Source organism: Stenotrophomonas sp. WZN-1, from assembly GCF_002192255.1.
Taxonomy (GTDB): Bacteria; Pseudomonadota; Gammaproteobacteria; order Xanthomonadales; family Xanthomonadaceae; genus Stenotrophomonas.
On the sequence record NZ_CP021768.1, the window covers coordinates 1,088,958 to 1,109,933 of the forward strand.

Sequence of the window (20,976 nt, forward strand, 5' to 3'; positions counted from 1 at the left end):
CGGCGCCATCGCGCGACCATCCCGCCCCCAGCAGGTAGAATGGGGGCATGCCTGTAACGCCGACTTCCCTCGCCGATCACCTGCTCGTCGCGCTGCCGTCGCTGCTCGACGCGACCTTTGCCCGCAGCGTCGCGCTGATCTGCCAGCACGACGAGAACGGTGCGATGGGCGTGCTGGTCAACCAGCCGTCCGAGTACACGCTGGGTGAAGTGCTCGCGCAGATGGACATCACCACCGGCGATGGCGACCTGCAGGCGCGCATGGTGCTCAATGGCGGTCCGGTGCATCCCGAACGCGGCTTCGTCATCCACGACGACGGGCGGGCGTGGGATTCCAGCCTGACCGTGGGCGAAGGCCTGTACCTGACCACCTCGCGCGACATCCTTGAAGCGATGGCGCGCGGCGAAGGGCCGGCCAATGCCGTGGTTACCCTGGGCTGTGCCGGTTGGGGGGCAGGGCAGCTGGAAAGCGAGCTGTCCGAGAACAGCTGGCTGACCGTGCCGGCCGACGCCGAGCTGGTGTTCCAGCTGCCGCTGGAGCAGCGCTGGCAGGGTGCGGCCTCGCGCATCGGCGTGGACCTGTTCCGGCTGACCGACTACAGCGGCCATGTCTGAGCCGGCCGCGCCCGCACCGGTTTCTCCTGCCCCGGCCATCCGCCGTGACGGCACCGTTCTGGGGTTCGACGTCGGCTCGCGGCGGATCGGCGTAGCCATCGGCAGTGCCTTCGCTGCGCATGCGCGCGCGGTGGCGGTGGTCGATGTGCACGGCAACGGCCCGGACTGGGCCGCGATCGAGCGCCTGCTCAAGGAATGGAAGCCCGACGGCCTGGTGGTCGGCGACCCGCTGACCCTGGATGGCCAGGACCAGCCCAACCGCAAGCGTGCGCAGGGCTTCGCCCGCCAGCTGCGGGAACGCTTCAAGCTGCCGGTGGTGATGATCGACGAGCGTTCCAGCTCGGTCGAGGCCGCCCGCCGCTTCGCTGTCGAGCGCGCCGAAGGGCGCAAGCGCCGCCGCGATGCGGCCGCCCTCGATGCCGTGGCCGCGGCGGTGATCATCGACCGCTGGCTGTCGTCGCCGGACGACGGCACCCCCATTCCCTGACTGCACGACTCCCGCCATGACCGCCCAGCAAATCGATGCCTCCGGACGCCTGCGCCACCTGCTGACCCTGGAGGGCCTGCCGCGCGAAACCCTGCTGCAGCTGCTCGACCGGGCGGGGCAGATCCGCGACGCCGCGGTCGGCCGCGTCGGCAACAAGCGCCACGTGCTGGCCGGTTCGGCGGTGTGCACGCTGTTCTTCGAACCGTCCACGCGCACCCGCAGCTCGTTCCAGCTGGCCGCGCAGCGCCTGGGCGCCGACGTGCTCAACTTCGATGCCTCGACCTCGTCCACGCGCAAGGGCGAAACCGCCTGCGACACGCTGCGCAACCTGGAAGCGATGGGCGTGCGCGGCTTCGTGGTGCGCCACCCCGATGATGGCGCGGTGGCCGCGCTGGCCGAAGCGGCGGGCGAGGGCACCGCGCTGATCAACGCCGGTGACGGTCGCAGCGCGCACCCGACCCAGGGCCTGCTGGACATGCTGACCCTGCGCCAGGCCAAGGGCCCGGATTTCTCGAAGATGAAAGTGGTGATCGTCGGCGACGTGAAGCACTCGCGCGTGGCCCGCACCGACCTGCATGCGCTGCGCACGCTGGGCGTGGGTGAGATCCGCGTGTGCGGCCCGCAGTCGCTGCTGCCGGACGATGAGACCCTGAAGGGCTGCGTGGTCGGCGATGATTTCGACGCGATGCTGGAAGGCGTCGACGCGCTGATGATGCTGCGCCTGCAGCGCGAGCGCATGGAAGAAGGCCTGGTGCCGTCGCTGGAGCAGTACCACGCCCAGTACGGCCTGACCCGCGAGCGCCTGGCGCGCGCCGGCAAGGATGCCGCGGTGCTGCACCCGGGCCCGATCAACCGCGGCGTGGAAGTGACCGACGAGGTGGCCGACGGCCCGCAGTCGTGGGTACTGCGCCAGGTCGCCAACGGCGTCGCCGTGCGCATGGCCGTGCTGGAAACGCTGCTGGGCTGATCGCTCTGGTGGGTGCCAACCTTGGTTGGCACTGCTGGTGTGTGGGTGCCAATCTTGGTTGGCACTGCTGGTGTGGTGGGTGCCAACCTTGGTTGGCACTGGCCTACCCGGGCGAAGGTGATTTCCCGATGTTCAGGGAACATGCGCCCGCCCATGCTCTTCTACATGAACAGCACCCGTCTCCTGCTGGGCCGTCATTCCAGTATCGGCCAGAGCTACATCCTCACGACGAACGTGCATGGCCGGGCGGCTCTGTTCGCCAATGACGCCGTTGTGGTTACCGCCATGCAGGAGTTCCAGCGTCTTGATCTGGAAGCTCTGACCCATTCGATCGCCTACGTGGTCATGCCGGATCACGTCCACTGGTTGATGCAGCTGCGCGCGGCATCGCTCGACGTTGTCATGAAGCGCTTCAAGTCGCGTACGGCGGTGTACGCAAACAGGGTGCTGGGCAGGGTGGGGCGCTTCTGGCAGTCCTGCTATCACGATCACGCGATCCGCTCTGATGAATCGCTGTTCCGGCACGCAATGTATGTGATGGCGAATCCGATCAGGGCGGGGCTGGCAACGCAGCTTGGCGAGTACCCGCATGCGTGGTGTGAGTGGGAACTCGACGATTCCTGTGTCAAGGACGAGTTCATTGGGGCTGACAGATAGTGCCAACCAAGGTTGGCACCCACCGAAAGCAGGTTCCGACCTTTGTGGGCACCTACCCAAACCAGGCTCCAACCTTGGTGGGCAACCAGCGGACGCTATGGTCAGCGCTTCTGCGCGAACAGCCACGCCCACATTGCAGGGTCCGCATAGGTGGCGTCCCAGGCGTTGTGGTTGCCTTCCGGGTACTCGGTGTAGCGCACGTCGCGCGCGTGGGTGCTCTGGAATGCGGCGTGCAGCCTGCGGTCATCGTCCGGTGGCACCACCTCGTCCAGCGCACCGTGGAAGATCCAGATCGGCGTGTGCTGCAAGCGTTGCGCGATCACGGCATACGGATCGGCTTCCTGCGCGACCTGCTCGACGAACAGAGTCGGGCGCTTCGCGCGTGGCGCAAGTACCGCGCCGCACACGGGCACGATCGCGGCAAAGCGGTGCGGGTCGTCCAGCGCAATGTTCCAGCTGCCGTAGCCGCCCATCGACATGCCGGTCAGGTACTGCCGCGCCGGGTCGGCGCCGAACTCAGCAATGGTCGCGTCCAGCGCGGCCACTGCCGCACGATTGTTGCGGCCACTCCATTCCTCGTGGCCTGGTACCTGCGGGAACACCACCAGGGCAGGGAAGTCGGGATGCTCGCGCAGGTAGGGTCCAAGCCCGGCCCGAGTCTGCTTGACACCGTCTCCGCCGCGTTCGCCCGAACCGTGCAGGAACAGGACCACCGGGACCTTGGAGGCTGCGGGCGTTCCTCCGCGAGGGCTGCGGGCCTGCAGGCCCGCAGGAATGAATACCTGGTAGTAAGCCGTGTGTCCGTCCACCTTCACCGCGCGTGCTTCGAAGCGACCACGCGCGTTGTCCGGCAGCGAAGTGCAACCGCTCATCATCAGAAGGGCCAGCAATGGCAGCCAGCGGAACAGCAGACGGACCATGGGGTTTCCCGAAGCAGCGAGATCGCCTGCATCGTAGTCCGCCCCCTTCGATCCGGCATCATGCGCCGCGTCACTCCGGGCGCGGGAAGCTGGCGATGATGTCCAGCTGCTCCTGCGCTTCGGCATTGCCGGCAGCAGCAGCGGCCTGCACCTGCGCGATGTCCGGGTGCAGCACCACAAGCAGCGGGTTCTCGCAGACCGGGCAGTCGTACTCGGTGGCGTCCTCGTCCAGTTCCATCTCCATGGCGCGCGAGCTGCCCTTCCATTCGCAGGCCGGGCAAGTGTGCTGCTGGTCGCGCCAGCCGGGCTCGAAGTAGTTTTCGATCGTTGTTGCCATGGGATGTTCCAGTTGGGATCGGGTCAGCGCCCCGCGTGGCGGGGATCCGACCCTGCAGGGTTCAGTGCAGCAGCACCAGCGTGGCCAGGCCGAGGAAGGTGAAGAAGCCCATCGAGTCGGTCACGGCGGTCAGGAAGATGCCGCTGGCCAGCGCCGGGTCGAAGCCGAAGCGTTTCAGGGTCAGTGGCACCAGCACGCCGGCCAGTGCGGCGAACAACAGGTTGCAGGTCAGCGCGATGGCGATCACCGCCGACAGCCCGGGCGAGTGGAACCAGGCCAGCACGATCAGCCCCAGCACGGAACCCAGCATCACGCCGTTCAACAAGGCGACCCGCACTTCCTTCCACAGCAGCGTGCGCGCGTTGGACGCGCCCACCTGGCCCAGTGCCAGGCCGCGCACCATCAGCGCCAGCACCTGGGTGCCGGCATTGCCGCCCAGGCCCGCCACGATCGGCATCAGCACGGCCAGCGCCACCAGCTTGTCGATGGTGCCTTCGAAGTGGCCGACCACGCTGGAGGCCAGGAAGGCGGTGCACAGGTTCACCGACAGCCACATCAGGCGCCGGCGCATGGCGCGCCAGACCGGGCTGAACAGGTCCTCGTCCTCGTCCAGGCCGGCGGCGCCCAGCGCCTGGTGCTCGGCCTGGCCACGGATGATGTCGACCACGTCATCGATGGTGATGCGGCCGATCAGGATGTTGTTGTCGTCCACCACCGGCGCGGAGATCCAGTCATGGTCGGAGAACTGGCGGGCGACCTCCTGGTCGCTCTCGCCGACGTCGATGGCCGGCTGCTCGTCGTCGATCAGGCGGTTGATCGGGGTGGTGTCCTCGTGGGTCACCAGTGCCGCCAGCGACACCCGGCCGAGGTACTGGTGGCGCCGGCTGACCACGAACAGGTGGTCGGTGTGGTCCGGCAGTTCGCCGCGCAGGCGCAGGTAGCGCAGCACCACGTCGACGTTGACGTCGGCGCGCACGGTCACCACGTCCGGGTTCATCAGGCGGCCGGCGCTGTCCTCGGGATAGGACAGCACCTGTTCCAGGCGCTCGCGGTTCTCGCGGTCCATCGACTTGAGGACCTCGTCGATGACCGTATCCGGCAGGTCTTCGACCAGGTCGGCCAGATCGTCGATGTCCAGGTCTTCGACCGCGGCGATGATCTCGTCCGGGTCCATGTCCGCGAGCAGGCTCTCGCGCACGTCTTCACCGACGTGGACCAGCACCTCGCCGTCATCTTCCGGATCGACCAGTCCCCACACCACCTCGCGCTTGCCTGGCGGCAGCGATTCAAGCAGGTTGCCGATCTCGGCCGGGGCCAGGGTGTTGACCAGCCGACGTACCGGGCCCAGCCGGCCGCTGTCCAGTGCATCGGACAACATCCGCAGTTGGCGCGCAGTCTTGTCGTGGCGTACAGCTTCAGCCATCGCAGCTCCCGCGGGATAAGAAAAGCCGCGATCCCGGCAAGGATGCGGCAACAGGGGTGTTCAGCGCGTCATTATCGCAAGGGGATGTTTCAGCGCATAGCCGCCGGGCGGTGGTAGTGCCGGCCAGCGGCCGGCACTACCTGGTGGTCAGGGCGTATCCGCCACCAGCGCCAGCCAGCGCTCAATGGCGCGGCGGTCGCGCGCGGCCAGCAGCTTCGGCGCACGGGCGCGCAGCGCACCCAGATCGGCTTCGCGGATCGCGCGGCGCACCTCCAGCAACGTACCGGGATGCAGGCTGAACTCGCTCAGGCCCAGCGCCAGCAGCAGCGGGGTCATCCGCGCATCACCGGCCATCTCGCCGCAGACCGCCACCGGGACGCGGTGGCGTGCGCCGGTCTCGATCACCATCTGCAACAGCCGCAGCACTGCCGGGTGCAACGGTGAATACAACTCACCCAGCGCCTCGTTGTTGCGGTCGGCGGCCAGCAGGTACTGCACCAGGTCATTGGTGCCGATCGACAGGAAATCGACCAGATCGATGAAACTCTCCAGCGCCAGCGCCGCGGCCGGTACTTCGATCATCGCGCCCAGCGGCACGTGCTCGGACACCATGTGGCCTTCGCTGCGCAGCTGTTCGCCCAGCTTGAGCATGCGCCGGCGTACCGCCAGCAGTTCCTCGCGGGTGCTGACCATCGGCACCAGCACGCGCAGCTTGCCGTAGGCCGAGGCGCGCAGGATCGCGCGCAGCTGGGTATCGGCCACCTTGGGCCGCGCCAGCGACAGGCGCACGCCGCGCAGGCCCAGTGCCGGGTTCTCTTCGTTGCTCAGGGTCAGGCCGGTGCGATCGGCCTTGTCCGCACCCAGGTCGAGCGTGCGGATGGTCACCGGCCGGCCGCTCATGCCCAGTGCGGCATCACGGTAGGTCTGGAACTGTTCTTCTTCATCCGGCAGTTCGTTGCGCTGCAGGAACAGGAATTCGGTGCGGTACAGGCCCAGCCCCTGGGCACCCAGCGCATGCGCCTGGGTGACGTCCTCCAGCGACTCGGCGTTGGCCAGCAGGGCGATGTCGACCTGGTCGCGGGTACGGCTGGGCTTGCTGCGCAGGCGGCCAAGTTCACGCTGCTCGCGCGCGTGTTCCTTCAGGCGCGCACGGTAATCCCGCAGGTTGTCGGCCAGCGGATTGGCGGTGATGCTGCCGTCGGCACCGTCGATGATCAGCACGTCGCCGTCGGCGATGCGGCTGAGCAGCTGCGGCACGTTGACGATCAGGGGCAGGTGCAGGCTGCGCGCCAGGATGGCGCTGTGCGACAGCGCGCTGCCGGCGGCTGTGACGATGCCGACCACGCCCTGCGCCTGCAGCTGCGCCAGTTCGGACGGAGCTATGTTGTCGCAGACCAGGATCTCGCCGGCCAGGCCCTTCATGATTGGAGGCCGTTCGGGTTGCAGGAAGGCGTGGATGCGGCCGATCACATGGTCGAGGTCGTCCATGCGGCTCTTCAGATAGGCATCGTCCATGCCATCGAAGACCTTGGCCAGGCGGTCACGCTGCAGGCGCAGCGCATAGCCGGCGCTGTACGGACCGCTGCGGATCAGTTCGTCCAGCCCGAACAGCAGTTCGGGGTCATCCAGCAGCAGTGCGTGCAGGTCGAGGAACTCGCCCACTTCCTGGTTCAGTGCACCCTGCAGGCGCTGCCGCAGCTCGTGCATTTCCGTGCGTGCGGCATCCACTGCACGGTGCAGCCGGGCCAGCTCGGCCTCGACCTGGTGGGCGGCCACGCGTTGCTCAGCCACTTCCAGTGCATGCGGCAGTCGCACGCGGGCCCGACCCATCGCCGTTCCGCGCGCGGCGCCGTGGCCGGCCAACAGCTGTACCGGCCGTTGGCCGGAAGGGACCTGGCCGGCGCGTGCGCGTGGCACGCTCAGCTGTCCTCGTCGAAGCGGCGTTCGAACAGGCCGACCACCGCTTCCATCGCGGCGGCTTCATCTTCGCCGTTGATGCGCACCGTCACGGGGGTACCCTGGCCGGCGGCCAGCAGCATCACGCCCATGATGCTCTTGGCGTTGATCTCACGGCCCTTGGCGGCCATGGTCACGTTGCAGCGGAACGGCGCCAGGGTCTGCACCAGCTTGGCGGTGGCCCGGGCATGCAGGCCCAGGCGGTTGCTGACGGTGAGTTCTCGTTCAAGCATCGTCGACTATCGCTCCATTACGGGTACCCGCCGCGGCTGTGGCGGGCAGTTGATCCAGTCCCTGTTCCGGATAATTCATCACCCGCAGCAACATCGGCAGGCTCAGCGCCGACACCCGGCGAACCGGGGTCCCCAGCCGGGCCAGCTGCCCGGCAAGGTTGGCGGGGCTGGCGCCGTACAGGTCGGTCAGGATCAGCACGCCTTCACCACTGTCGACCCGCCGCAGGGCGGCCGAGGCGAGTGGGAGCAGGGCGTCCAGGTCTGCGTCGAACGGTACTTCGAAAGCTTCGGTTTTCAGCGGCAACTGCCGCAGGAGCCGGGTCGCCACGTCAAGCAGGGCGGTCCCGACCCCGGGATGTGTTACGAGGAGAATGCCACAGGTCATTACTGCACGTTAACAGGTCAAGGTGAATCGGCGATAGCAGCAGATGAGGGGCACTGTGTCCCGTATTCAGCGTTGCTGGGGTCGGAGCCCTTTTCCGTTGGAAAAGGATCCGACCCCATCCGTTTTTCGATGCCTGGCAGAGATTCATCCACGCATGGCGTGGATCCATCGTGTCGACCAAGGTCGACACCCACCAACAGCACACCGCACCGCCATCCCACGGAAGCCGCTTTTGCTGTTGCTTTTGCTGTTGCCGGCCAGCAGCCGGCACTACCAGCGGGTGCCGGGCGCAGCCCGGCCGAGCCCCTCAATCCTGTTCACGGTGGTAGGTGGCCACGTCTTCCCAGCCCATCTCGCGGGCATGCCGGGCCATGCGCTCGGCCAGGAACACCGAACGATGCTTGCCGCCGGTGCAGCCGAACGCCACGGTCACATAGCTGCGAGTGCCATCGCCCAGTTTCGGCAACCAGGTATCGAGGAAATCCATCAGCTGGGCCAGGTAGCGCTGCACGTCCGGCTGCGCCTCCAGGTAGTCGCGCACGCCGGGCTCGCGGCCGCTGAGCGCGCGCAGGTCCGGGTCCCAGTGCGGATTGGGCAGCACGCGGGCGTCGAACACGAAGTCCGCCTCGGCCGGGACGCCGCGTTTGTAAGCGAACGATTCGAACAGCAACGACAGGCTGGTGGCATGGTCCAGCGTGAACTCGGTGATGATCCGCCGCCGCAGCTGATGAACGTTGAGGTTGCTGGTATCGATCACCGCATCGGCCTCACGGCGCAGCGGCGCGGTCAGCTCGCGCTCGCGCGCGATCGCTTCGGGCAACGACAGGCCCAGCTGGCTCAGTGGATGGCGGCGACGGGTGTCGGCGTAGCGCTTGAGCACCGTTTCGTCGCTGGCCTCGAAGAACAGCACCTTCACTTCCACGCCGGCATCGGCGGCCAGCTGCCGCCAGTCGCCCAGCTGGCTCAGGTCGGCCTGGCCGCGCACGTCGATACCTACTGCCAGCCGGCGCGGCGCGCTGCCGTCGTGATTGGACAGCAGGCTGCGCACGAAGTCCGGCAGCAGGTGGATCGGCAGGTTGTCCGAGCAGTAGTAGTCCTGGTCCTCGAAGGTCTTCAGGGCGACGGATTTACCCGAGCCGGACAGGCCGCTGACGATGATCAGGGTCGGGGCGGTGGGGGTTGCGGTGCTCATGGACAGGCTCTTCGAGGGGCAGGGGAATCAGGGTGTTCGCCGTTCCAGCAGATTGCTGTGGCGGGCGATGAACATGGCCGCAGGGTCGATGCCCTTGGTGCGCAGGATGTGCAGGCGGGTTGCGGCCTCGGTCAGCACGGCCAGGTTGCGGCCGGGCATCACCGGCAGGGTGATCAGCGGAACATCCAGGTCCAGCACATGGCGGGTGCCCGAGTCGCCGGTCAGGCGCTCGTAGCCATGCGGGGTGGGTTCGGTCATCGGCTTGGTCAGGTGGACGATCAGCCGAAGGTACTTGTTCTTCTTTACAGCCGTATCGCCGAACATCTCGCGCACGTTCAGCACGCCCAGGCCGCGCACTTCCAGCAGGTCCTGCAGCAGTTCGGGGCAGGTGCCGTCGAGTACGTCAGGCGCGATCTGGGTGAATTCGGGCGCATCGTCGGCCACCAGTCGATGGCCGCGGCTGAGCAGTTCCAGGGCCAGCTCGCTCTTGCCCGACCCGGCCTCGCCGGTGATCAGCACGCCGATGGAATAGATCTCCATGAACACGCCGTGCAGGATCACCCGCGGCGCCAGCGTGCGCGCCAGATGGTAGGACAGGTGGTTGAGCAGTTCATGACCGCGCTTGGGCGACAGCCACAACGGTGTGCCGGATTCATCCGCTGCGGCGCGCAGGTCTTCCGGGCACGCCTGGTTGCGGGTCAGCACCAGCGCCAGCGGATGCGACTGCATGATCTTTTCGATGGTCTCCCAACGCTGGCGCGGTTCCAGCGCATCCAGCCAGGACAGTTCCTCGGTGCCCAGGATCTGCACCTTGTTGGGATAGATCGCATTGAGGTAGCCGGCCAGCGACGGACGCCGCGAGACCGTGTTGCCGGCCTCCAGCTCGCGTTTCTCACCGGATTTGCCGGCGGCCCAGCGCAGCCCCAGCCGCTCGCGCTGCTGTTCGAACAGTTCACGGGCGGTGATGCTGGTATTCATGCGGCGCTCGCAGGTGGGGTCATGTCCAGCGCCTCGCGCAGGGCCCGGGCATCGCCCGCGTCGCGCAGGGCCTGGCGGATGTCCGGTGCGGAAAACAGCTCGGCCAGCTCGGACAGCAGCATCAGGTGCTGGTGGGTGTAGTGGGCGGGGACGGCCATCGCGAACACCAGGTCCACCGGCTCGTCGCCGCCGAAGTCGACCGGGGTCGTTAGCCGCAGCAGGGCGCCACGGGGGCGGTCCAGGGTCGGCGCGCGGCCGTGGGGGATGGCGATGCCATGGCCGATCGCGGTGCTGCCCAGGGCTTCGCGCTGGCACAGGTTCAGATAGATCTGTTCGGCGTTTGCCTGGCGGCAGGCCAGCAACCCGGCGGCGGCCTGCAGGACGCTGTCACGGTCGGTGGCCGTGCAGAGCTGGGTCTGCACGGCCGCCAGGAGGTCAGTCAGGGGCATGTCTGCGGGGAACGGTGGCGATCAGCCACCATTGTCGCCCACCGGCAGCGGTGCGTGCTGCTGTTTTTTCTCCTTGTGCTTGATGACCAGGCGGTCAAGCTTGTCCGCAAGCAGGTCGATCGCGGCATACATGGTCTGGCCGCCGGCCTCGGCGTGCAGGGTCTGCCCCGGAATGTTGAGGCTGGCGTCGACGTGGTGTTCGGTCTTCTGCAGCTTGAGGGTCACCCGCGCTTCGCAGTGCTGGTCGAAGTGTTTCCCGATCCGGGCCAGCTTCTCCTCTACATAGGACTGCAGGGCCGGGGTGACTTCGACGTCTTTGCCAAACGTTTCGATGCGCATCGGGTTTCTCCTGTGTTCGGATGTGCCAATGAACCTCTCCGCCGGGCGCGGCGGCGCGTCAAGCGATTCTGACCCTTTCGTGCGAGGCGGAGATGTTCATGGCTTCACGATACTTCGCCACGGTGCGTCGCGCCACTGGAATTCCCGACGATTTGAGCAGGTCAGCCAGCTTGGCGTCAGAAAGCGGCTTGCGCGGGTTCTCATCGTCGATCAGGCGCCGGATCATCGCCTGGATGGCCGTGCTGGACGCCTCGCCACCGCCTTCGGTATCGATGCCCGAGGCGAAGAAGGCGCGCAGCGGCAGGGTGCCGCGCGGCGTATGCACGTGCTTGCGGGCGATTGCACGCGACACCGTGGATTCGTGCAGGCCCAGCTCGGCGGCGATCTCGCGCAGGGTCAGCGGGCGCAGCGCCTGCTCGCCGAATTCGAGGAAGCCGGCCTGTTGCAGGATCAGGCTGCGCACCACCCGCAGCAGGGTTTCGCCGCGCTGCTGCAGGCCCTTCAACAGCCAGCGCGCCTCCTGCAGCTGGCCGCGCAGGTAGCCGGCGTCGGCCTCGCCACAGCGGCGGATCAGCTGTTCGTAGCCACGGTGGATCACCACCTTCGGCCCGGCGTGGGCCGCAAGCGCCGCGCGCCAGATGCCGTTCTGCCGCCACACCACCACGTCGGGCACCACGTAGGTGTCCTGCGAAAGCGGCGCGATCTGCGTACCTGGGCGCGGGTCCAGCGAGCGCAGCAGGGCGACCGCCGTGTCGACCTCGTCCAGTGGCTGTTTCAGTTCATGGGCCAGCCCGGCGACGCCACTGCGCGGCAGCCGTTCCAGCGGGCCTGCGGCAATCTGTCGCGCCAGCGCCAGACCCGGCGTGTCGGCAGGCAACACGTCCAGCTGCAGCTGCAGGCACTCGCCGAGCGTGCGCGCGGCAATGCCGACCGGGTCGAAGCGCTGGATGCGATGCAGCACCGCAAGGATTTCATCCTCATCGGCATGGACCGACGGCAGCAGGGTTTCGGCGATGGTGGCCAGCGGTTCGCGCAGGTAACCGTCGTCGTCCAACGCATCGATCAGCGCAGCGCCGATGCTGCGGTCATGCATGGAAAGATGCGACAGGTGCAGCTGCCACAGCAGGTGGTCGGCCAGCGTCTCGGTTTCGGCCACGCGCTCGGCGGCGCTGCCGGTGTCATCGTCATCGTCGAAGCTGCCGCCACTGCCGGCGGCACTCCAGTCGAGTTCGGCCGGTGCCCAGTCGTCACCGTTGTCGGTGCGTTCGGCGGGCGCGTCGGCATCCGCGCTGTCGCTGCCTTCATTGGCAGCACTGCCGTCGTTGCTGTCGGCCCAGTCCAGCAGCGGATTGCTTTCCACGGCCTGGGCGATTTCAAGCTCCAGCTCGGTCGTGGACATCTGCAGCAGCTTGATCGCCTGCTGCAGCTGGGGCGTGAGCACCAGGTGCTGTCCCAACGATGTCTGCAGCCGAGTCTTCATGCCTGTGCCGAACGGAAGGAAAGGGACCCGGCGCCTGCCGTCACAGCTTGAAGGAATCCCCAAGGTAGACGCGACGTACGTCGGCGTTGTCCAGGATCGCCTCTGGCGAGCCCTGGGCCAGCACGGTGCCCTCGGCGAGGATATACGCGCGGTCGCAGATTCCCAAGGTCTCGCGCACGTTGTGGTCGGTGATCAGCACGCCGATGCCACGCTGCTTGAGGTGGGTGACGATGCGCTGGATTTCCCCCACCGAGATCGGGTCGACACCGGCAAACGGTTCGTCGAGCAGGATCAGGCGCGGCTGTGCGGCCAGTGCGCGGGCGATCTCGCAGCGACGACGTTCGCCGCCGGACAGGCTGGCGCCGAGCTGGTCGGCGACATGGCCCAGCTGCAGTTCGTCGAGCAGGCTGTTCAACTCGCGTTCGCGGCCGGCCGAATCCAGGTCTTCGCGCAGCTCCAGTACCAGGCGGAGGTTGTCGGCCACGGTCAGCTTGCGGAACACCGACGGTTCCTGCGGCAGGTAGCCCACGCCCTGCTTGGCGCGGGTATACATCGGGTCGCTGGTGATGTCCTTGCCGTCGAGCACGATGCTGCCGGCATCGGCGGCGACCAGGCCGACGATCATGTAGAAGCAGGTGGTCTTGCCGGCGCCGTTGGGGCCGAGCAGGCCCACCACTTCGCCGGCGTCGAGGGTCAGCCCGAAGTCCTTGACGACTTCGCGCTGCTTGTAGCGCTTGCGCAGGCCCTTGGCGACGAGCATTACTTCTTGCTCCCGGCCGGCTTGGCCGGCGTGCTGGCCGGCGCCGCCGCCTTGGGCGTGGCCGTCGGCTGTGCCGCCGGATTCTTGTTCTTCGGCGGGATGACGGTGCGCACCCGGCTGCCATCGCCACCGGAGTTCATCTCACCGCTGCGGGTGTTGTAGACCATGCGCTGGCCGGCGTTGGTGCCGCGCGCGCTGGTGACCTTGTAGTTGCCGGTCAGGGTGATGATCTCGGTCTTGATGTCGTAGTCGATGCGATCAGCCACTGCGTCCATCCAGGTGCCATCGTCGAGCTGCTGCTTCATCGTGGCCTGCTTGCCGGTGAACACCGCACGCACGGCCTCGCCGTCCTTCAGGTAGATCTCGGCTTCGGACGAGCGGATGTCCAGCGAGCCCTGGGTGACGGTCACGCCCTGCGAGAGCACGGTCTTGCCATCGCCGGTGAGCACGCCCGACTGGGCGCCGGAATCGATGTTCATGTTCTCGTTGCGGTCGGTGGACTTGGCAAAGGCAGCGCTGGGAACAAGCAGGCCGAGCGCGAGTACGGCTGCAAAGGGAATCTTCATCGGGGTCCGTTCTACCGGTGGGGCCGCCCGGAAAACCGGGGGCGGGTGGGTGGGCTGCCTGCCTTGCGCCTGTCCGGGGACGTCGCAGGAGGGCGGCGGAATCAGCGACGGGGCGTGTAGCGGCCCTTGGACTGGCTGAGGAAATGATACGTGTTGTTCTTCGAATCCACCTCGAAGCCAACGCCGGACTGTTCCATGCCGGGGCGGGTCATGGTGACCAGCGCATCAGTGCGGGCACGGTTCTCCTTCGGGAACACATCCAGGTGGTCGGTGCGGAAGGTGGTCGGCACCACGCCGGGATCGGCCGGGCTGTCGCCGGCGACATTGCCGCGCAGCTTCATCTCGTCGCCCTTGGCGCTGAGCCAGCCGGTCTCGGCACGCAGGGTCCAGTGCCTGCCATCCTTGTCCGGCATCTCGAACAGCGGCGTGGCGATGTTGATGGTCTGGTCGCCACGCTGGCGCTCCAGCAACGGTGCGCGCAGGGTGGTCGATTCCTTGCCGTGCTCATCCAGGGCGACGATCTGGAAGTCATGCAGGATGTAGTCCACGCCGACTTCCTGGCCGCCACTGGCCGGACCCTTGTCGCGGTTGCGCAGGGCCGCCCAGCTGCTGAGCAGGGCCGCCAGCAGCAGGCCGATGCCGAGCACGGTGCGCCAGTTCAGGGTCGGCAGGTTCATGCGCCGAACCTCGCCAGGACCGTGTCCACGTGGCCCTGGGCGGCCAGCAGGATGTCGCACAGCTCACGGGCAGCGCCACGTCCGCCATCGGCGCGGGTCTGCCAGTGCACGCGCTCGGCGATCCACGGGTGGGCGTTGGCCGGCGCCACTGCCAGGCCGACCGCGCCCAGCGGCGCCAGGTCCGGCAGGTCGTCGCCCATGAAGGCCACCTGCTCCAGGCCGATGCCGTGCTGCGCACACAGCGCCTGCACGCTGGCCAGCTTGTCGCCCACGGCGATCTGGGTGTCGATGCCGAGGTCGGCGCCGCGCTTGAGCGCGGACTGGCTGTTGCGCGCGGTAATCAGCACGGGGTGGATGCCGTGCTGCTGCAGCAGTTTCAGGCCCAGGCCGTCCTGCACGAAGTATGCCTTGCTCTCGTTGCCGTCCTTGTCGTAGTACAGCCGACCGTCGGTGAGGGTGCCGTCCACGTCGAAGCAGGCCAGGCGGACGCGGGCCGCGGCGGCATGCAGGTGGGCGGGGAAGGCGGGCAGGGGGGACCAGGGCATCAGGGCGGCAGGCTCGGTAGGTTCGGGTGGGGCAGTACAGACTGAATGGGGTCTACGGACTGTTGGTTAAACCACCCGGGCCCGCAACAGGTCATGAATGTTCAGGGCGCCGACCGCGCGGCCCTGGCCGTCGACCACGATCAGGCCGGTGATCTTGTGGGTCTCCATCAGCCGGGCAGCCTCCACCGCCAGCTGGTCGGCGCCGATGGTGCGTGGGTTGCGGGTCATCACATCGGCGATCTTCGCGGTGCGCACGTCCAGCGCACTGTCCAGCGCCCGGCGCAGGTCGCCGTCGGTGAACAGGCCGATCAGCACGCCATCGGCATCCACCACGGCGGTCATGCCCAGCCGCTTGCGGCTCATCTCCATCAGCGCTTCGCTGAGGCTGGCGTCGGCACCCACGCTGGGCAGGTCCTCGCCGGTGTGCATGACGTCGGTGATGTGCAGCAGCAGGCGACGGCCAAGGCTGCCGGCCGGGTGCGAGCGGGCGAAGTCGTCGGCGGTGAAGCCGCGCGCGTCAAGCAGGGCCACGGCCAGCGCGTCGCCCATCGCCAGCGAGGCGGTGGTGCTGGAGGTCGGCGCCAGCGCCAGCGGGCAGGCCTCGGCCGGCACACTGACGTCCAGGTGGATGTCGGCGGCGGTGGCCAGGCTCGACTGCGGGCGGCCGGTCATGGAAATCAGCACGTTGCCCTGGCGCTTGAGCACCGGCAGCAGCATCAGCACTTCGTCCGACTCGCCCGAATAGGACAGGGCCAGCACCACGTCGTCCTCGGTGATCATGCCCAGGTCACCATGGCCGGCTTCGCCCGGGTGCACGTAGAACGCGGGAGTGCCGGTCGAGGCCAGCGTAGCGGCGATCTTGCGGGCGATATGCCCGGACTTGCCCATGCCGGTGGCGACCACCCGGCCGCGGCTGGCCAGGATCGCCTGGCAGGCCTGCTGGAAGGCCTCGCCGAGGCGGTCGGCCACGGCATCCAGCGCCTGCTGCTCGATCTCGAAGACGCGGCGGCCACTGGCGACCAGGCTGGCAGGGTCGACGGAACGGGGGGGCAACAGGGATTCGGCCATGCGGACGCCACGCAGCGGAAGTAGAATGGAGGCACATTTTATTAGGAAAGCCCGTTGGACGCCGACACCATCCGCAATCTGATCGAAACCGGCCTGCCCGGCGCCCGCGCCGACGTGCAGGGCGACGATGGCGTGCATTTCGAAGCGACCGTGGTCTGCGAGGCCTTTGCCGGCAAGATGCCGCTGGCTCGCCACCGGATGGTGTATGCCACCCTGGGCGACCTGATGGGCGGCGCGATCCACGCGCTGGCGCTGAAAACCGTGACCCCGGCCGAAGCCGGCTGAACCGCAGAAGATCCCGAATACATGGCCAAGATCGTTGTGACCGGCGGCGCTGCGCTGCACGGTGAAGTGAGCATCTCCGGCGCCAAGAACGCCGTCCTCCCCATTCTCTGCGCGACCCTGCTGGCCGATGCGCCGGTGGAGATCACCAACGTGCCGCACCTGCACGACGTGGTCACCACGGTGAAGCTGCTCGGCGAGCTGGGTGCCAAGGTCACCATCGACCAGGGCACGCTGTCGCGCGGCAGCGCGATCGTGGTCGACCCGCGCTCGGTGAACCAGCACGTGGCGCCGTACGAGCTGGTCAAGACCATGCGCGCCTCGATCCTGGTGCTGGGCCCGCTGCTGGCCCGCTTCGGCGCGGCGGAAGTGTCGCTGCCCGGCGGCTGCGCGATCGGTTCGCGTCCGGTCGACCAGCACATCAAGGGCCTGCAGGCGCTGGGTGCCGAGATCGTGGTCGAGAACGGCTTCATCAAGGCCACCGCCAAGCGCCTGAAGGGCGGCCATTTCACCTTCGACATGGTCAGCGTCACTGGCACCGAGAACGTGCTGATGGGCGCGGTGCTGGCTGAAGGCACCACCATCCTCGACAACTGTGCGATGGAACCGGAAGTGACCGATCTGGCGCATTGCCTGATCGCGCTGGGCGCGAAGATCGAAGGCCTCGGCACCGCGCGCCTGGTCATCGAAGGCGTTGAGCGCCTGTCCGGTGGCCGCCACGAAGTGCTGCCCGATCGCATCGAAACCGGTACCTTCCTGGTGGCCGCGGCGATGACTGGCGGCAAGGTCACGGTCAACCGTGCGCGCCCGAACACCATGGACGCGGTGCTGTCCAAGCTGGTCGAAGCCGGTGCGACGATCGAGACCACCGACGACACCATCACCCTGGACATGCAGGGCAAGCGACCGAAGGCGGTCAACCTGACCACCGCGCCGTACCCGGCATTCCCGACCGACATGCAGGCGCAGTTCATGGCGCTCAACTGCGTGGCCGACGGCGTCGGCGTGATCAACGAAACGATCTTCGAGAACCGTTTCATGCACGTCAACGAACTGCTGCGCCTGGGCGCGGACATCCAGGTTGAAGGCCACACCGCCATCGTGCGTGGCAGCGAGCACCTGAGCGGTGCACCGGTGATGGCCACCGACCTGCGCGCCTCGGCCTCGCTGATCCTGGCAGGCCTGATGGCCAGCGGCGATACCACCATCGACCGCATCTACCACCTTGATCGTGGCTACGAGAACATCGAAGAGAAGCTGTCTTCGCTCGGCGCCACCATCCGGCGCGTGCCATGATCCTGCGCGGCAAGTTCAGCCCGCGTCGCAAGGCGCTGCTGGCGCTGGTGTTGATCGTGCTGGCGTGGCTGGGCTATGCCTGGTACGCCAACATCGCCATCACCCAGGGCATCGAGCAGAAGGACATGGACTGGAACGGCGATGGCACGGTCTCGCGTGACGAGATCATCGAGTCGTTCTATGCGGTTGCGGTGAATGACAGCCAGGACGGCAACCGCCATTGCCGCACCTTCGTCTGGCGCAGCACCGGTGAACAGATCCGCGTGGACTGCCGCACCGAATTCAAGGCGGCCGAAGACAAACCGGCCGAAGCGAAGAAATAGGAAAACGCCCGCGGAAGCGGGCGTTTTCTTTGGGGTACACCCATCCACGCATGGCGTGGATCTACTTCAGGTTTCCAGTAGATCCACGCCATGCGTGGATGATGTGGATCTCCCGTCAGTTCATCGCCTTGATGGTCAGGTCGAGCGCATCGCGGCCGCTCTCACGCTGCAGCATGCGCGCCGGCACCGGGAACTCCGGCACGATCCATGCGATCAGTTCCTTGTTGCCGTCGGCGCGCGAAACCTTGGTGGCTTCATAGCTCTTGCCGCCCACGGTGATCGATTCCTTGCCGATCACTCGGTAGGTCATGTTCTTGATGCGGCCTTCGTCGACCATGCGATAGGTCAGCGGCTTGCCGGCGGCCAGGTCGCGGGCGATCGCCAGGTTGATCAGCAGTGCATCCATGTCACCAGACTTCAGTGCGATCGGGCCGGCGCGGTCCGGCTTGATGTCGCCGGTCCAGGTGGCCTGGTTGCTGGTCCAGTTGTAGTTGGCCTGCACGTTACGCTTCTTCACCAGCAGCGCCGAACGGTCCTGGCTGCTGAGCGGGCGGAGCTGGCCGCGCACCTCTTCGAACACCGTGCTCTGGCTCAGGTCGGCCAGCTGGTTCTTCACCTGCAGCGTGTAGCGCCACTTGCTGGCTCCCTCGCTGCTCAGCGTCATGCTGCCGTTGGCCTGCATGCCCATGTAGCTGGCCAGGTAATCGGCCTTGAACGGCTGCAGCGCCATGGCCGGCAGGCTGGCCATCGACAGCGCGGCCGCGGCGATCCAGGTGAGGGGGCGGGTCAGGGTGCTCATGCTCAGACTCCTTGGTATTCGATCAGGCGCAGATCGACGCGGTCTTCGCCGTCTTCGCGTTGCAGGATGCGCACCGGGGTGGGGACACCGTTGGCGATCCAGAGGATGGTTTCGTTGTTGCCGCCGTTGGTCCGGTAGACCCGCAGCGCGTTGTAGGACAGGTCGCCGACCTCGACGTTCTCGGTCTGCGGCGCGGCCTGGTAGTCATGCTGGCGGACCTTGCCCATGTCCACGTAGCGGTAGTGCATGGTGGCACCTGGACGGGCATCGCGCATGATCGCCAGATTGATCAGCAGCGCGCTCTGGTCGCCCGGCTGCAGCGGGATCGGCTGCGCACGTTCCTTCTTGACGTCGCCGGTCCACTGCGCGGTGCCGGCCTGCCAGTTGTACGTGCCGACCGCCTTCTTGCCAAGGAACAGGCCCTTGCGCACCGTACTCTGACTGAGCGGTGCATAGGCGCCGTTGCGCTCCTCGAACACCGTGCTCTGCTCGATGTTCAGGCCGAGCACGCTGGCAAAGCCGCGGCGGCCGACCACCTGCATGTCCACACGCCACTGGCTGCCGCCGGTGTGGGTGACCTGCATGCTGGCGTCGCCGGCCTCCTTGCCCTTGTAGAAGGCCTGGTAGGTGGCGCTGAACGGCTGCAGCGGCGGTGGCTCCCAGGCCAGTGCAGGTGGCATCGGTACGGCCGGCGCATCGGCAGGAGGCTGCGCTGCGGGCACGGGTTCCGGCGGGGTGGCGGGCGCCTGTGCCTGGCCCCAGCCCACGCCGGGGAACACGGCAAGCGACAACAGCAATGGAGTGGACAGCAGGGTCGTGGTCTTCATGGAGGACAGGGACCGCAGGAGGGGGCAGGATGCCAGCCCCGCAGTCAGCGGGGCGTGTGCATGGGGACTACCGGTTCAGGTTCCCGGCGGAATCTAGGGCCAACGGGCTAAACAGGGGGTGACCGTCCAGTTGCGGCTGGCCCTCCCGTTCAGCCAGGCGGCCGCTGCACAACAGCTGCAGGGTGGCGATCAGCAAGGGGTGCTCCACCGCCAGCACGCGTGCAGCAAGGCAGTTCGCGTCATCACCTGGCTGTACCGGTACGCGCGCCTGCGCCAGCACGGCGCCCGCATCCAGCTCGGGCACGACCAGATGCACGCTGGCACCGTGCTCGGCGTCGCCCGCCTTCAGCGCCCGTGCGTGGGTGTCCAGGCCCTTGTGCAACGGCAGCAGCGATGGATGGATGTTGACCAGCCGGCCATTGAAGCGCTGTACGAAGGCCGCGCCGAGGATGCGCATGTAGCCGGCGCAGACGATCCAGTCCGGCTGTACTGCGGCCAGCGCATCGCCGAGCGCCTGCTCGTAGCTGGCGCGGTCGCTGAAGGACTTCGGTGCATGCGCCCAGCGCAGGTTCGGTGCGACGCGCTGCAGGGCCTCTGCGGCGGGGCGGTCGGAAAACACGCCGACCACCTCGGCGGGCAGGCGCCCGTCGGCAATGGCGTCGAGGATGGCCTGCAGGTTGCTGCCGCGGCCGGAGGCAAGCACGGCAATGCGGGTTGGCGCGGTCATTGCTGGGTACTCCGGCGGACCAGCGGCCAGGTCAGCAGGCTGCCCACGGTGGCCATCAGCATGTCGGCGTGTGCGTCCCACATGTCGCCCTGCTGCCCGTTGTAGGCCTCGGCAGCATCCGGCGACAGCGCCAGCGCGATGGCCCACTCGAACCACTCGTAGACCAGGCTGGCGCACATCACCGTCATCACCGCCAGGGTGAAGGCCTGGCCGCGTCGCAGCGCCGGCCAGGCATGGCGTGCCAGCTGCAGCAGCGCCGGAGTAAAGCAGACGCCGAACAGGAAGTGGATGAGACGGTCGAAATGATTGCGCTGCCAGCCGAACGCCGCATTTGGCGACCAGCCGGTCAGCGCCTGCGCCCATGCGTCGTAGGGCACGTTCGAGTAGAGCCAGCGCGCAGCCACGCAGTGCAGGGCGATGAAGCCGCAGATCGCGATGAAGGCACCGTTGCCCAGCCAGCCACCCCGGCGGTCGACCCACAGCAGGGCAGCCAGCCCGACCACGGTCAGGGTGCTGTGCAGGGCCTGCTCGGTGGGCCACAGCGGGTGGACCCAGCTGATCGCGAACACCGCCAGCACGGCGGCGAAGGCCAGCTTCTTGGGGCCCGAGAAACGGGAGGCGGTGGGCGAGGCGGTCGTCGGGAGGGCAGGCGCGGACATGGGGAGTCGATCAGGGAAGGGCGGGGCGTC

General features: G+C 67.5%; 27 protein-coding genes. 7 read left to right on the plus strand and 20 right to left on the minus strand.

The features are described 5' to 3' along the window. Positions 1–47 precede the first annotated feature (47 nt). The 4 genes from CCR98_RS05070 (at position 48) to CCR98_RS05085 (ending at position 2,725) form a co-directional block, all read left to right on the plus strand. Positions 48–614, plus strand: coding sequence for a YqgE/AlgH family protein (locus tag CCR98_RS05070; RefSeq protein ID WP_087921743.1), 567 nt, complete (start codon positions 48–50; stop codon positions 612–614). Continuing rightward, positions 607–1,101, plus strand: coding sequence for a Holliday junction resolvase RuvX (ruvX, locus tag CCR98_RS05075; protein WP_087921744.1), 495 nt, complete (start codon positions 607–609; stop codon positions 1,099–1,101). The genes CCR98_RS05070 and ruvX overlap by 8 nt, the downstream gene beginning before the upstream one ends. 16 nt (positions 1,102–1,117) lie before the next feature. Beyond that, positions 1,118–2,068 (plus strand): aspartate carbamoyltransferase catalytic subunit, encoded by a 951-nt coding sequence (locus CCR98_RS05080; RefSeq protein ID WP_087921745.1) that lies wholly within the window; start codon positions 1,118–1,120, stop codon positions 2,066–2,068. Between the two features lie 165 nt (positions 2,069–2,233). Further along, positions 2,234–2,725, plus strand: coding sequence for a transposase (locus tag CCR98_RS05085; RefSeq protein ID WP_087924146.1), 492 nt, complete (start codon positions 2,234–2,236; stop codon positions 2,723–2,725). Positions 2,726–2,826: 101 nt separating this feature from the next. On the opposite strand, the gene CCR98_RS05090 is transcribed toward CCR98_RS05085, so the two are convergent. From CCR98_RS05090 to CCR98_RS05165, 16 genes are all read right to left on the minus strand, one after another. Further along, positions 2,827–3,645, minus strand: a complete 819-nt coding sequence (locus tag CCR98_RS05090) for a prolyl oligopeptidase family serine peptidase (protein ID WP_087921746.1) — start codon at positions 3,643–3,645, stop codon at positions 2,827–2,829. A 70-nt stretch (positions 3,646–3,715) separates the two neighbouring features. Then, positions 3,716–3,982: a hypothetical protein gene (locus CCR98_RS05095; RefSeq protein ID WP_087921747.1), complete on the minus strand. Its 267-nt coding sequence runs from the start codon at positions 3,980–3,982 to the stop codon at positions 3,716–3,718. 61 nt (positions 3,983–4,043) lie between these two features. Further along, positions 4,044–5,405 carry a magnesium transporter gene (mgtE, locus tag CCR98_RS05100; protein ID WP_008266103.1) on the minus strand — a complete coding sequence of 454 codons (1,362 nt, stop codon included), beginning with the start codon at positions 5,403–5,405 and terminating at the stop codon, positions 4,044–4,046. Between the two features lie 147 nt (positions 5,406–5,552). After that, entirely contained in the window at positions 5,553–7,322 is a 1,770-nt protein-coding gene (gene ptsP / locus CCR98_RS05105; protein WP_087921748.1) for a phosphoenolpyruvate--protein phosphotransferase, read from the minus strand. Positions 7,323–7,324: 2 nt separating this feature from the next. Further along, on the minus strand, positions 7,325–7,594 hold the full coding sequence (locus CCR98_RS05110) for an HPr family phosphocarrier protein (RefSeq protein ID WP_005408385.1): 270 nt from the start codon (positions 7,592–7,594) through the stop codon (positions 7,325–7,327). Further along, positions 7,587–7,979, minus strand: coding sequence for a PTS fructose subfamily transporter subunit IIA (locus tag CCR98_RS05115; protein ID WP_014036239.1), 393 nt, complete (start codon positions 7,977–7,979; stop codon positions 7,587–7,589). The genes CCR98_RS05110 and CCR98_RS05115 overlap by 8 nt, the downstream gene beginning before the upstream one ends. 307 nt (positions 7,980–8,286) lie before the next feature. Beyond that, positions 8,287–9,171, minus strand: coding sequence for an RNase adapter RapZ (gene rapZ, locus CCR98_RS05120; RefSeq protein WP_087921749.1), 885 nt, complete (start codon positions 9,169–9,171; stop codon positions 8,287–8,289). Positions 9,172–9,198: 27 nt separating this feature from the next. After that, positions 9,199–10,149 (minus strand): HPr(Ser) kinase/phosphatase, encoded by a 951-nt coding sequence (hprK, locus tag CCR98_RS05125; protein ID WP_005408388.1) that lies wholly within the window; start codon positions 10,147–10,149, stop codon positions 9,199–9,201. Further along, positions 10,146–10,598 (minus strand): PTS sugar transporter subunit IIA, encoded by a 453-nt coding sequence (locus tag CCR98_RS05130; protein WP_087921750.1) that lies wholly within the window; start codon positions 10,596–10,598, stop codon positions 10,146–10,148. The genes hprK and CCR98_RS05130 overlap by 4 nt, the downstream gene beginning before the upstream one ends. A 21-nt stretch (positions 10,599–10,619) precedes the next feature. Next, entirely contained in the window at positions 10,620–10,937 is a 318-nt protein-coding gene (raiA, locus tag CCR98_RS05135) for a ribosome-associated translation inhibitor RaiA (RefSeq protein ID WP_005415556.1), read from the minus strand. Positions 10,938–10,995: 58 nt separating this feature from the next. After that, a complete protein-coding gene (locus CCR98_RS05140; RefSeq protein WP_087921751.1) occupies positions 10,996–12,417 on the minus strand; it encodes an RNA polymerase factor sigma-54 in 1,422 nt (473 codons plus the stop codon). A gap of 40 nt (positions 12,418–12,457) precedes the next feature. Then, positions 12,458–13,177: an LPS export ABC transporter ATP-binding protein gene (lptB, locus tag CCR98_RS05145; protein ID WP_005415558.1), complete on the minus strand. Its 720-nt coding sequence runs from the start codon at positions 13,175–13,177 to the stop codon at positions 12,458–12,460. Beyond that, positions 13,177–13,743: a lipopolysaccharide transport periplasmic protein LptA gene (lptA, locus tag CCR98_RS05150; protein ID WP_087921752.1), complete on the minus strand. Its 567-nt coding sequence runs from the start codon at positions 13,741–13,743 to the stop codon at positions 13,177–13,179. The genes lptB and lptA overlap by 1 nt, the downstream gene beginning before the upstream one ends. A gap of 101 nt (positions 13,744–13,844) precedes the next feature. After that, a complete protein-coding gene (gene lptC, locus CCR98_RS05155; RefSeq protein ID WP_087921753.1) occupies positions 13,845–14,420 on the minus strand; it encodes an LPS export ABC transporter periplasmic protein LptC in 576 nt (191 codons plus the stop codon). Beyond that, positions 14,417–14,965 carry an HAD hydrolase family protein gene (locus tag CCR98_RS05160; RefSeq protein WP_087921754.1) on the minus strand — a complete coding sequence of 183 codons (549 nt, stop codon included), beginning with the start codon at positions 14,963–14,965 and terminating at the stop codon, positions 14,417–14,419. The genes lptC and CCR98_RS05160 overlap by 4 nt, the downstream gene beginning before the upstream one ends. A gap of 66 nt (positions 14,966–15,031) precedes the next feature. After that, positions 15,032–16,033 (minus strand): KpsF/GutQ family sugar-phosphate isomerase, encoded by a 1,002-nt coding sequence (locus CCR98_RS05165; RefSeq protein ID WP_087921755.1) that lies wholly within the window; start codon positions 16,031–16,033, stop codon positions 15,032–15,034. 54 nt (positions 16,034–16,087) lie between these two features. Between CCR98_RS05165 and CCR98_RS05170 the strand changes: the two genes are divergently transcribed. The 3 genes from CCR98_RS05170 to CCR98_RS05180 are packed head-to-tail and all read left to right on the plus strand — an operon-like array spanning position 16,088 to position 17,934. Then, the gene (locus CCR98_RS05170; protein WP_005408396.1) at positions 16,088–16,318 is read left to right on the plus strand and encodes a BolA family protein; all 231 of its coding nucleotides are present in this window, start codon (positions 16,088–16,090) and stop codon (positions 16,316–16,318) included. Positions 16,319–16,339: 21 nt separating this feature from the next. Continuing rightward, the gene (gene murA, locus CCR98_RS05175) at positions 16,340–17,611 is read left to right on the plus strand and encodes a UDP-N-acetylglucosamine 1-carboxyvinyltransferase (RefSeq protein ID WP_087921756.1); all 1,272 of its coding nucleotides are present in this window, start codon (positions 16,340–16,342) and stop codon (positions 17,609–17,611) included. Further along, positions 17,608–17,934 (plus strand): hypothetical protein, encoded by a 327-nt coding sequence (locus tag CCR98_RS05180; RefSeq protein ID WP_087921757.1) that lies wholly within the window; start codon positions 17,608–17,610, stop codon positions 17,932–17,934. Before murA ends, CCR98_RS05180 begins: the two co-directional genes overlap by 4 nt. Positions 17,935–18,049: 115 nt before the next feature. Here the strand turns inward: CCR98_RS05180 and CCR98_RS05185 are convergent, their stop codons facing one another. From CCR98_RS05185 to CCR98_RS05200, 4 genes are all read right to left on the minus strand, one after another. Next, positions 18,050–18,733, minus strand: a complete 684-nt coding sequence (locus tag CCR98_RS05185) for a DUF3108 domain-containing protein (protein ID WP_087921758.1) — start codon at positions 18,731–18,733, stop codon at positions 18,050–18,052. Between the two features lie 2 nt (positions 18,734–18,735). Continuing rightward, entirely contained in the window at positions 18,736–19,560 is an 825-nt protein-coding gene (locus tag CCR98_RS05190; RefSeq protein ID WP_087921759.1) for a DUF3108 domain-containing protein, read from the minus strand. Positions 19,561–19,627: 67 nt separating this feature from the next. Next, positions 19,628–20,287 (minus strand): phosphoribosylglycinamide formyltransferase, encoded by a 660-nt coding sequence (gene purN / locus CCR98_RS05195; protein WP_087921760.1) that lies wholly within the window; start codon positions 20,285–20,287, stop codon positions 19,628–19,630. Continuing rightward, positions 20,284–20,946 (minus strand): DUF2238 domain-containing protein, encoded by a 663-nt coding sequence (locus CCR98_RS05200; RefSeq protein ID WP_087921761.1) that lies wholly within the window; start codon positions 20,944–20,946, stop codon positions 20,284–20,286. The genes purN and CCR98_RS05200 overlap by 4 nt, the downstream gene beginning before the upstream one ends. Positions 20,947–20,976: the final 30 nt, after the last annotated feature.

Excerpts from the sequence above, each read along its gene's own strand:
- lptC (WP_087921753.1), bottom strand. The coding sequence starts at position 14,420 with ATGAACCTGCCGACCCTGAACTGGCGCACCGTGCTCGGCATCGGCCTG.
- CCR98_RS05095 (WP_087921747.1), bottom strand. The coding sequence starts at position 3,982 with ATGGCAACAACGATCGAAAACTACTTCGAGCCCGGCTGGCGCGACCAG.
- CCR98_RS05190 (WP_087921759.1), bottom strand. The coding sequence starts at position 19,560 with ATGAAGACCACGACCCTGCTGTCCACTCCATTGCTGTTGTCGCTTGCC.
- CCR98_RS05185 (WP_087921758.1), bottom strand. The coding sequence starts at position 18,733 with ATGAGCACCCTGACCCGCCCCCTCACCTGGATCGCCGCGGCCGCGCTG.
- CCR98_RS05085 (WP_087924146.1), top strand. The coding sequence starts at position 2,234 with ATGAACAGCACCCGTCTCCTGCTGGGCCGTCATTCCAGTATCGGCCAG.
- CCR98_RS05200 (WP_087921761.1), bottom strand. The coding sequence starts at position 20,946 with ATGTCCGCGCCTGCCCTCCCGACGACCGCCTCGCCCACCGCCTCCCGT.
- hprK (WP_005408388.1), bottom strand. The coding sequence starts at position 10,149 with ATGAATACCAGCATCACCGCCCGTGAACTGTTCGAACAGCAGCGCGAG.
- CCR98_RS05090 (WP_087921746.1), bottom strand. The coding sequence starts at position 3,645 with ATGGTCCGTCTGCTGTTCCGCTGGCTGCCATTGCTGGCCCTTCTGATG.
- CCR98_RS05080 (WP_087921745.1), top strand. The coding sequence starts at position 1,118 with ATGACCGCCCAGCAAATCGATGCCTCCGGACGCCTGCGCCACCTGCTG.
- CCR98_RS05115 (WP_014036239.1), bottom strand. The coding sequence starts at position 7,979 with ATGACCTGTGGCATTCTCCTCGTAACACATCCCGGGGTCGGGACCGCC.
- CCR98_RS05140 (WP_087921751.1), bottom strand. The coding sequence starts at position 12,417 with ATGAAGACTCGGCTGCAGACATCGTTGGGACAGCACCTGGTGCTCACG.
- murA (WP_087921756.1), top strand. The coding sequence starts at position 16,340 with ATGGCCAAGATCGTTGTGACCGGCGGCGCTGCGCTGCACGGTGAAGTG.
- CCR98_RS05130 (WP_087921750.1), bottom strand. The coding sequence starts at position 10,598 with ATGCCCCTGACTGACCTCCTGGCGGCCGTGCAGACCCAGCTCTGCACG.
- CCR98_RS05160 (WP_087921754.1), bottom strand. The coding sequence starts at position 14,965 with ATGCCCTGGTCCCCCCTGCCCGCCTTCCCCGCCCACCTGCATGCCGCC.
- CCR98_RS05110 (WP_005408385.1), bottom strand. The coding sequence starts at position 7,594 with ATGCTTGAACGAGAACTCACCGTCAGCAACCGCCTGGGCCTGCATGCC.
- purN (WP_087921760.1), bottom strand. The coding sequence starts at position 20,287 with ATGACCGCGCCAACCCGCATTGCCGTGCTTGCCTCCGGCCGCGGCAGC.
- rapZ (WP_087921749.1), bottom strand. The coding sequence starts at position 9,171 with ATGAGCACCGCAACCCCCACCGCCCCGACCCTGATCATCGTCAGCGGC.
- lptA (WP_087921752.1), bottom strand. The coding sequence starts at position 13,743 with ATGAAGATTCCCTTTGCAGCCGTACTCGCGCTCGGCCTGCTTGTTCCC.
- mgtE (WP_008266103.1), bottom strand. The coding sequence starts at position 5,405 with ATGGCTGAAGCTGTACGCCACGACAAGACTGCGCGCCAACTGCGGATG.
- lptB (WP_005415558.1), bottom strand. The coding sequence starts at position 13,177 with ATGCTCGTCGCCAAGGGCCTGCGCAAGCGCTACAAGCAGCGCGAAGTC.
- ruvX (WP_087921744.1), top strand. The coding sequence starts at position 607 with ATGTCTGAGCCGGCCGCGCCCGCACCGGTTTCTCCTGCCCCGGCCATC.
- CCR98_RS05070 (WP_087921743.1), top strand. The coding sequence starts at position 48 with ATGCCTGTAACGCCGACTTCCCTCGCCGATCACCTGCTCGTCGCGCTG.
- CCR98_RS05165 (WP_087921755.1), bottom strand. The coding sequence starts at position 16,033 with ATGGCCGAATCCCTGTTGCCCCCCCGTTCCGTCGACCCTGCCAGCCTG.
- CCR98_RS05180 (WP_087921757.1), top strand. The coding sequence starts at position 17,608 with ATGATCCTGCGCGGCAAGTTCAGCCCGCGTCGCAAGGCGCTGCTGGCG.
- raiA (WP_005415556.1), bottom strand. The coding sequence starts at position 10,937 with ATGCGCATCGAAACGTTTGGCAAAGACGTCGAAGTCACCCCGGCCCTG.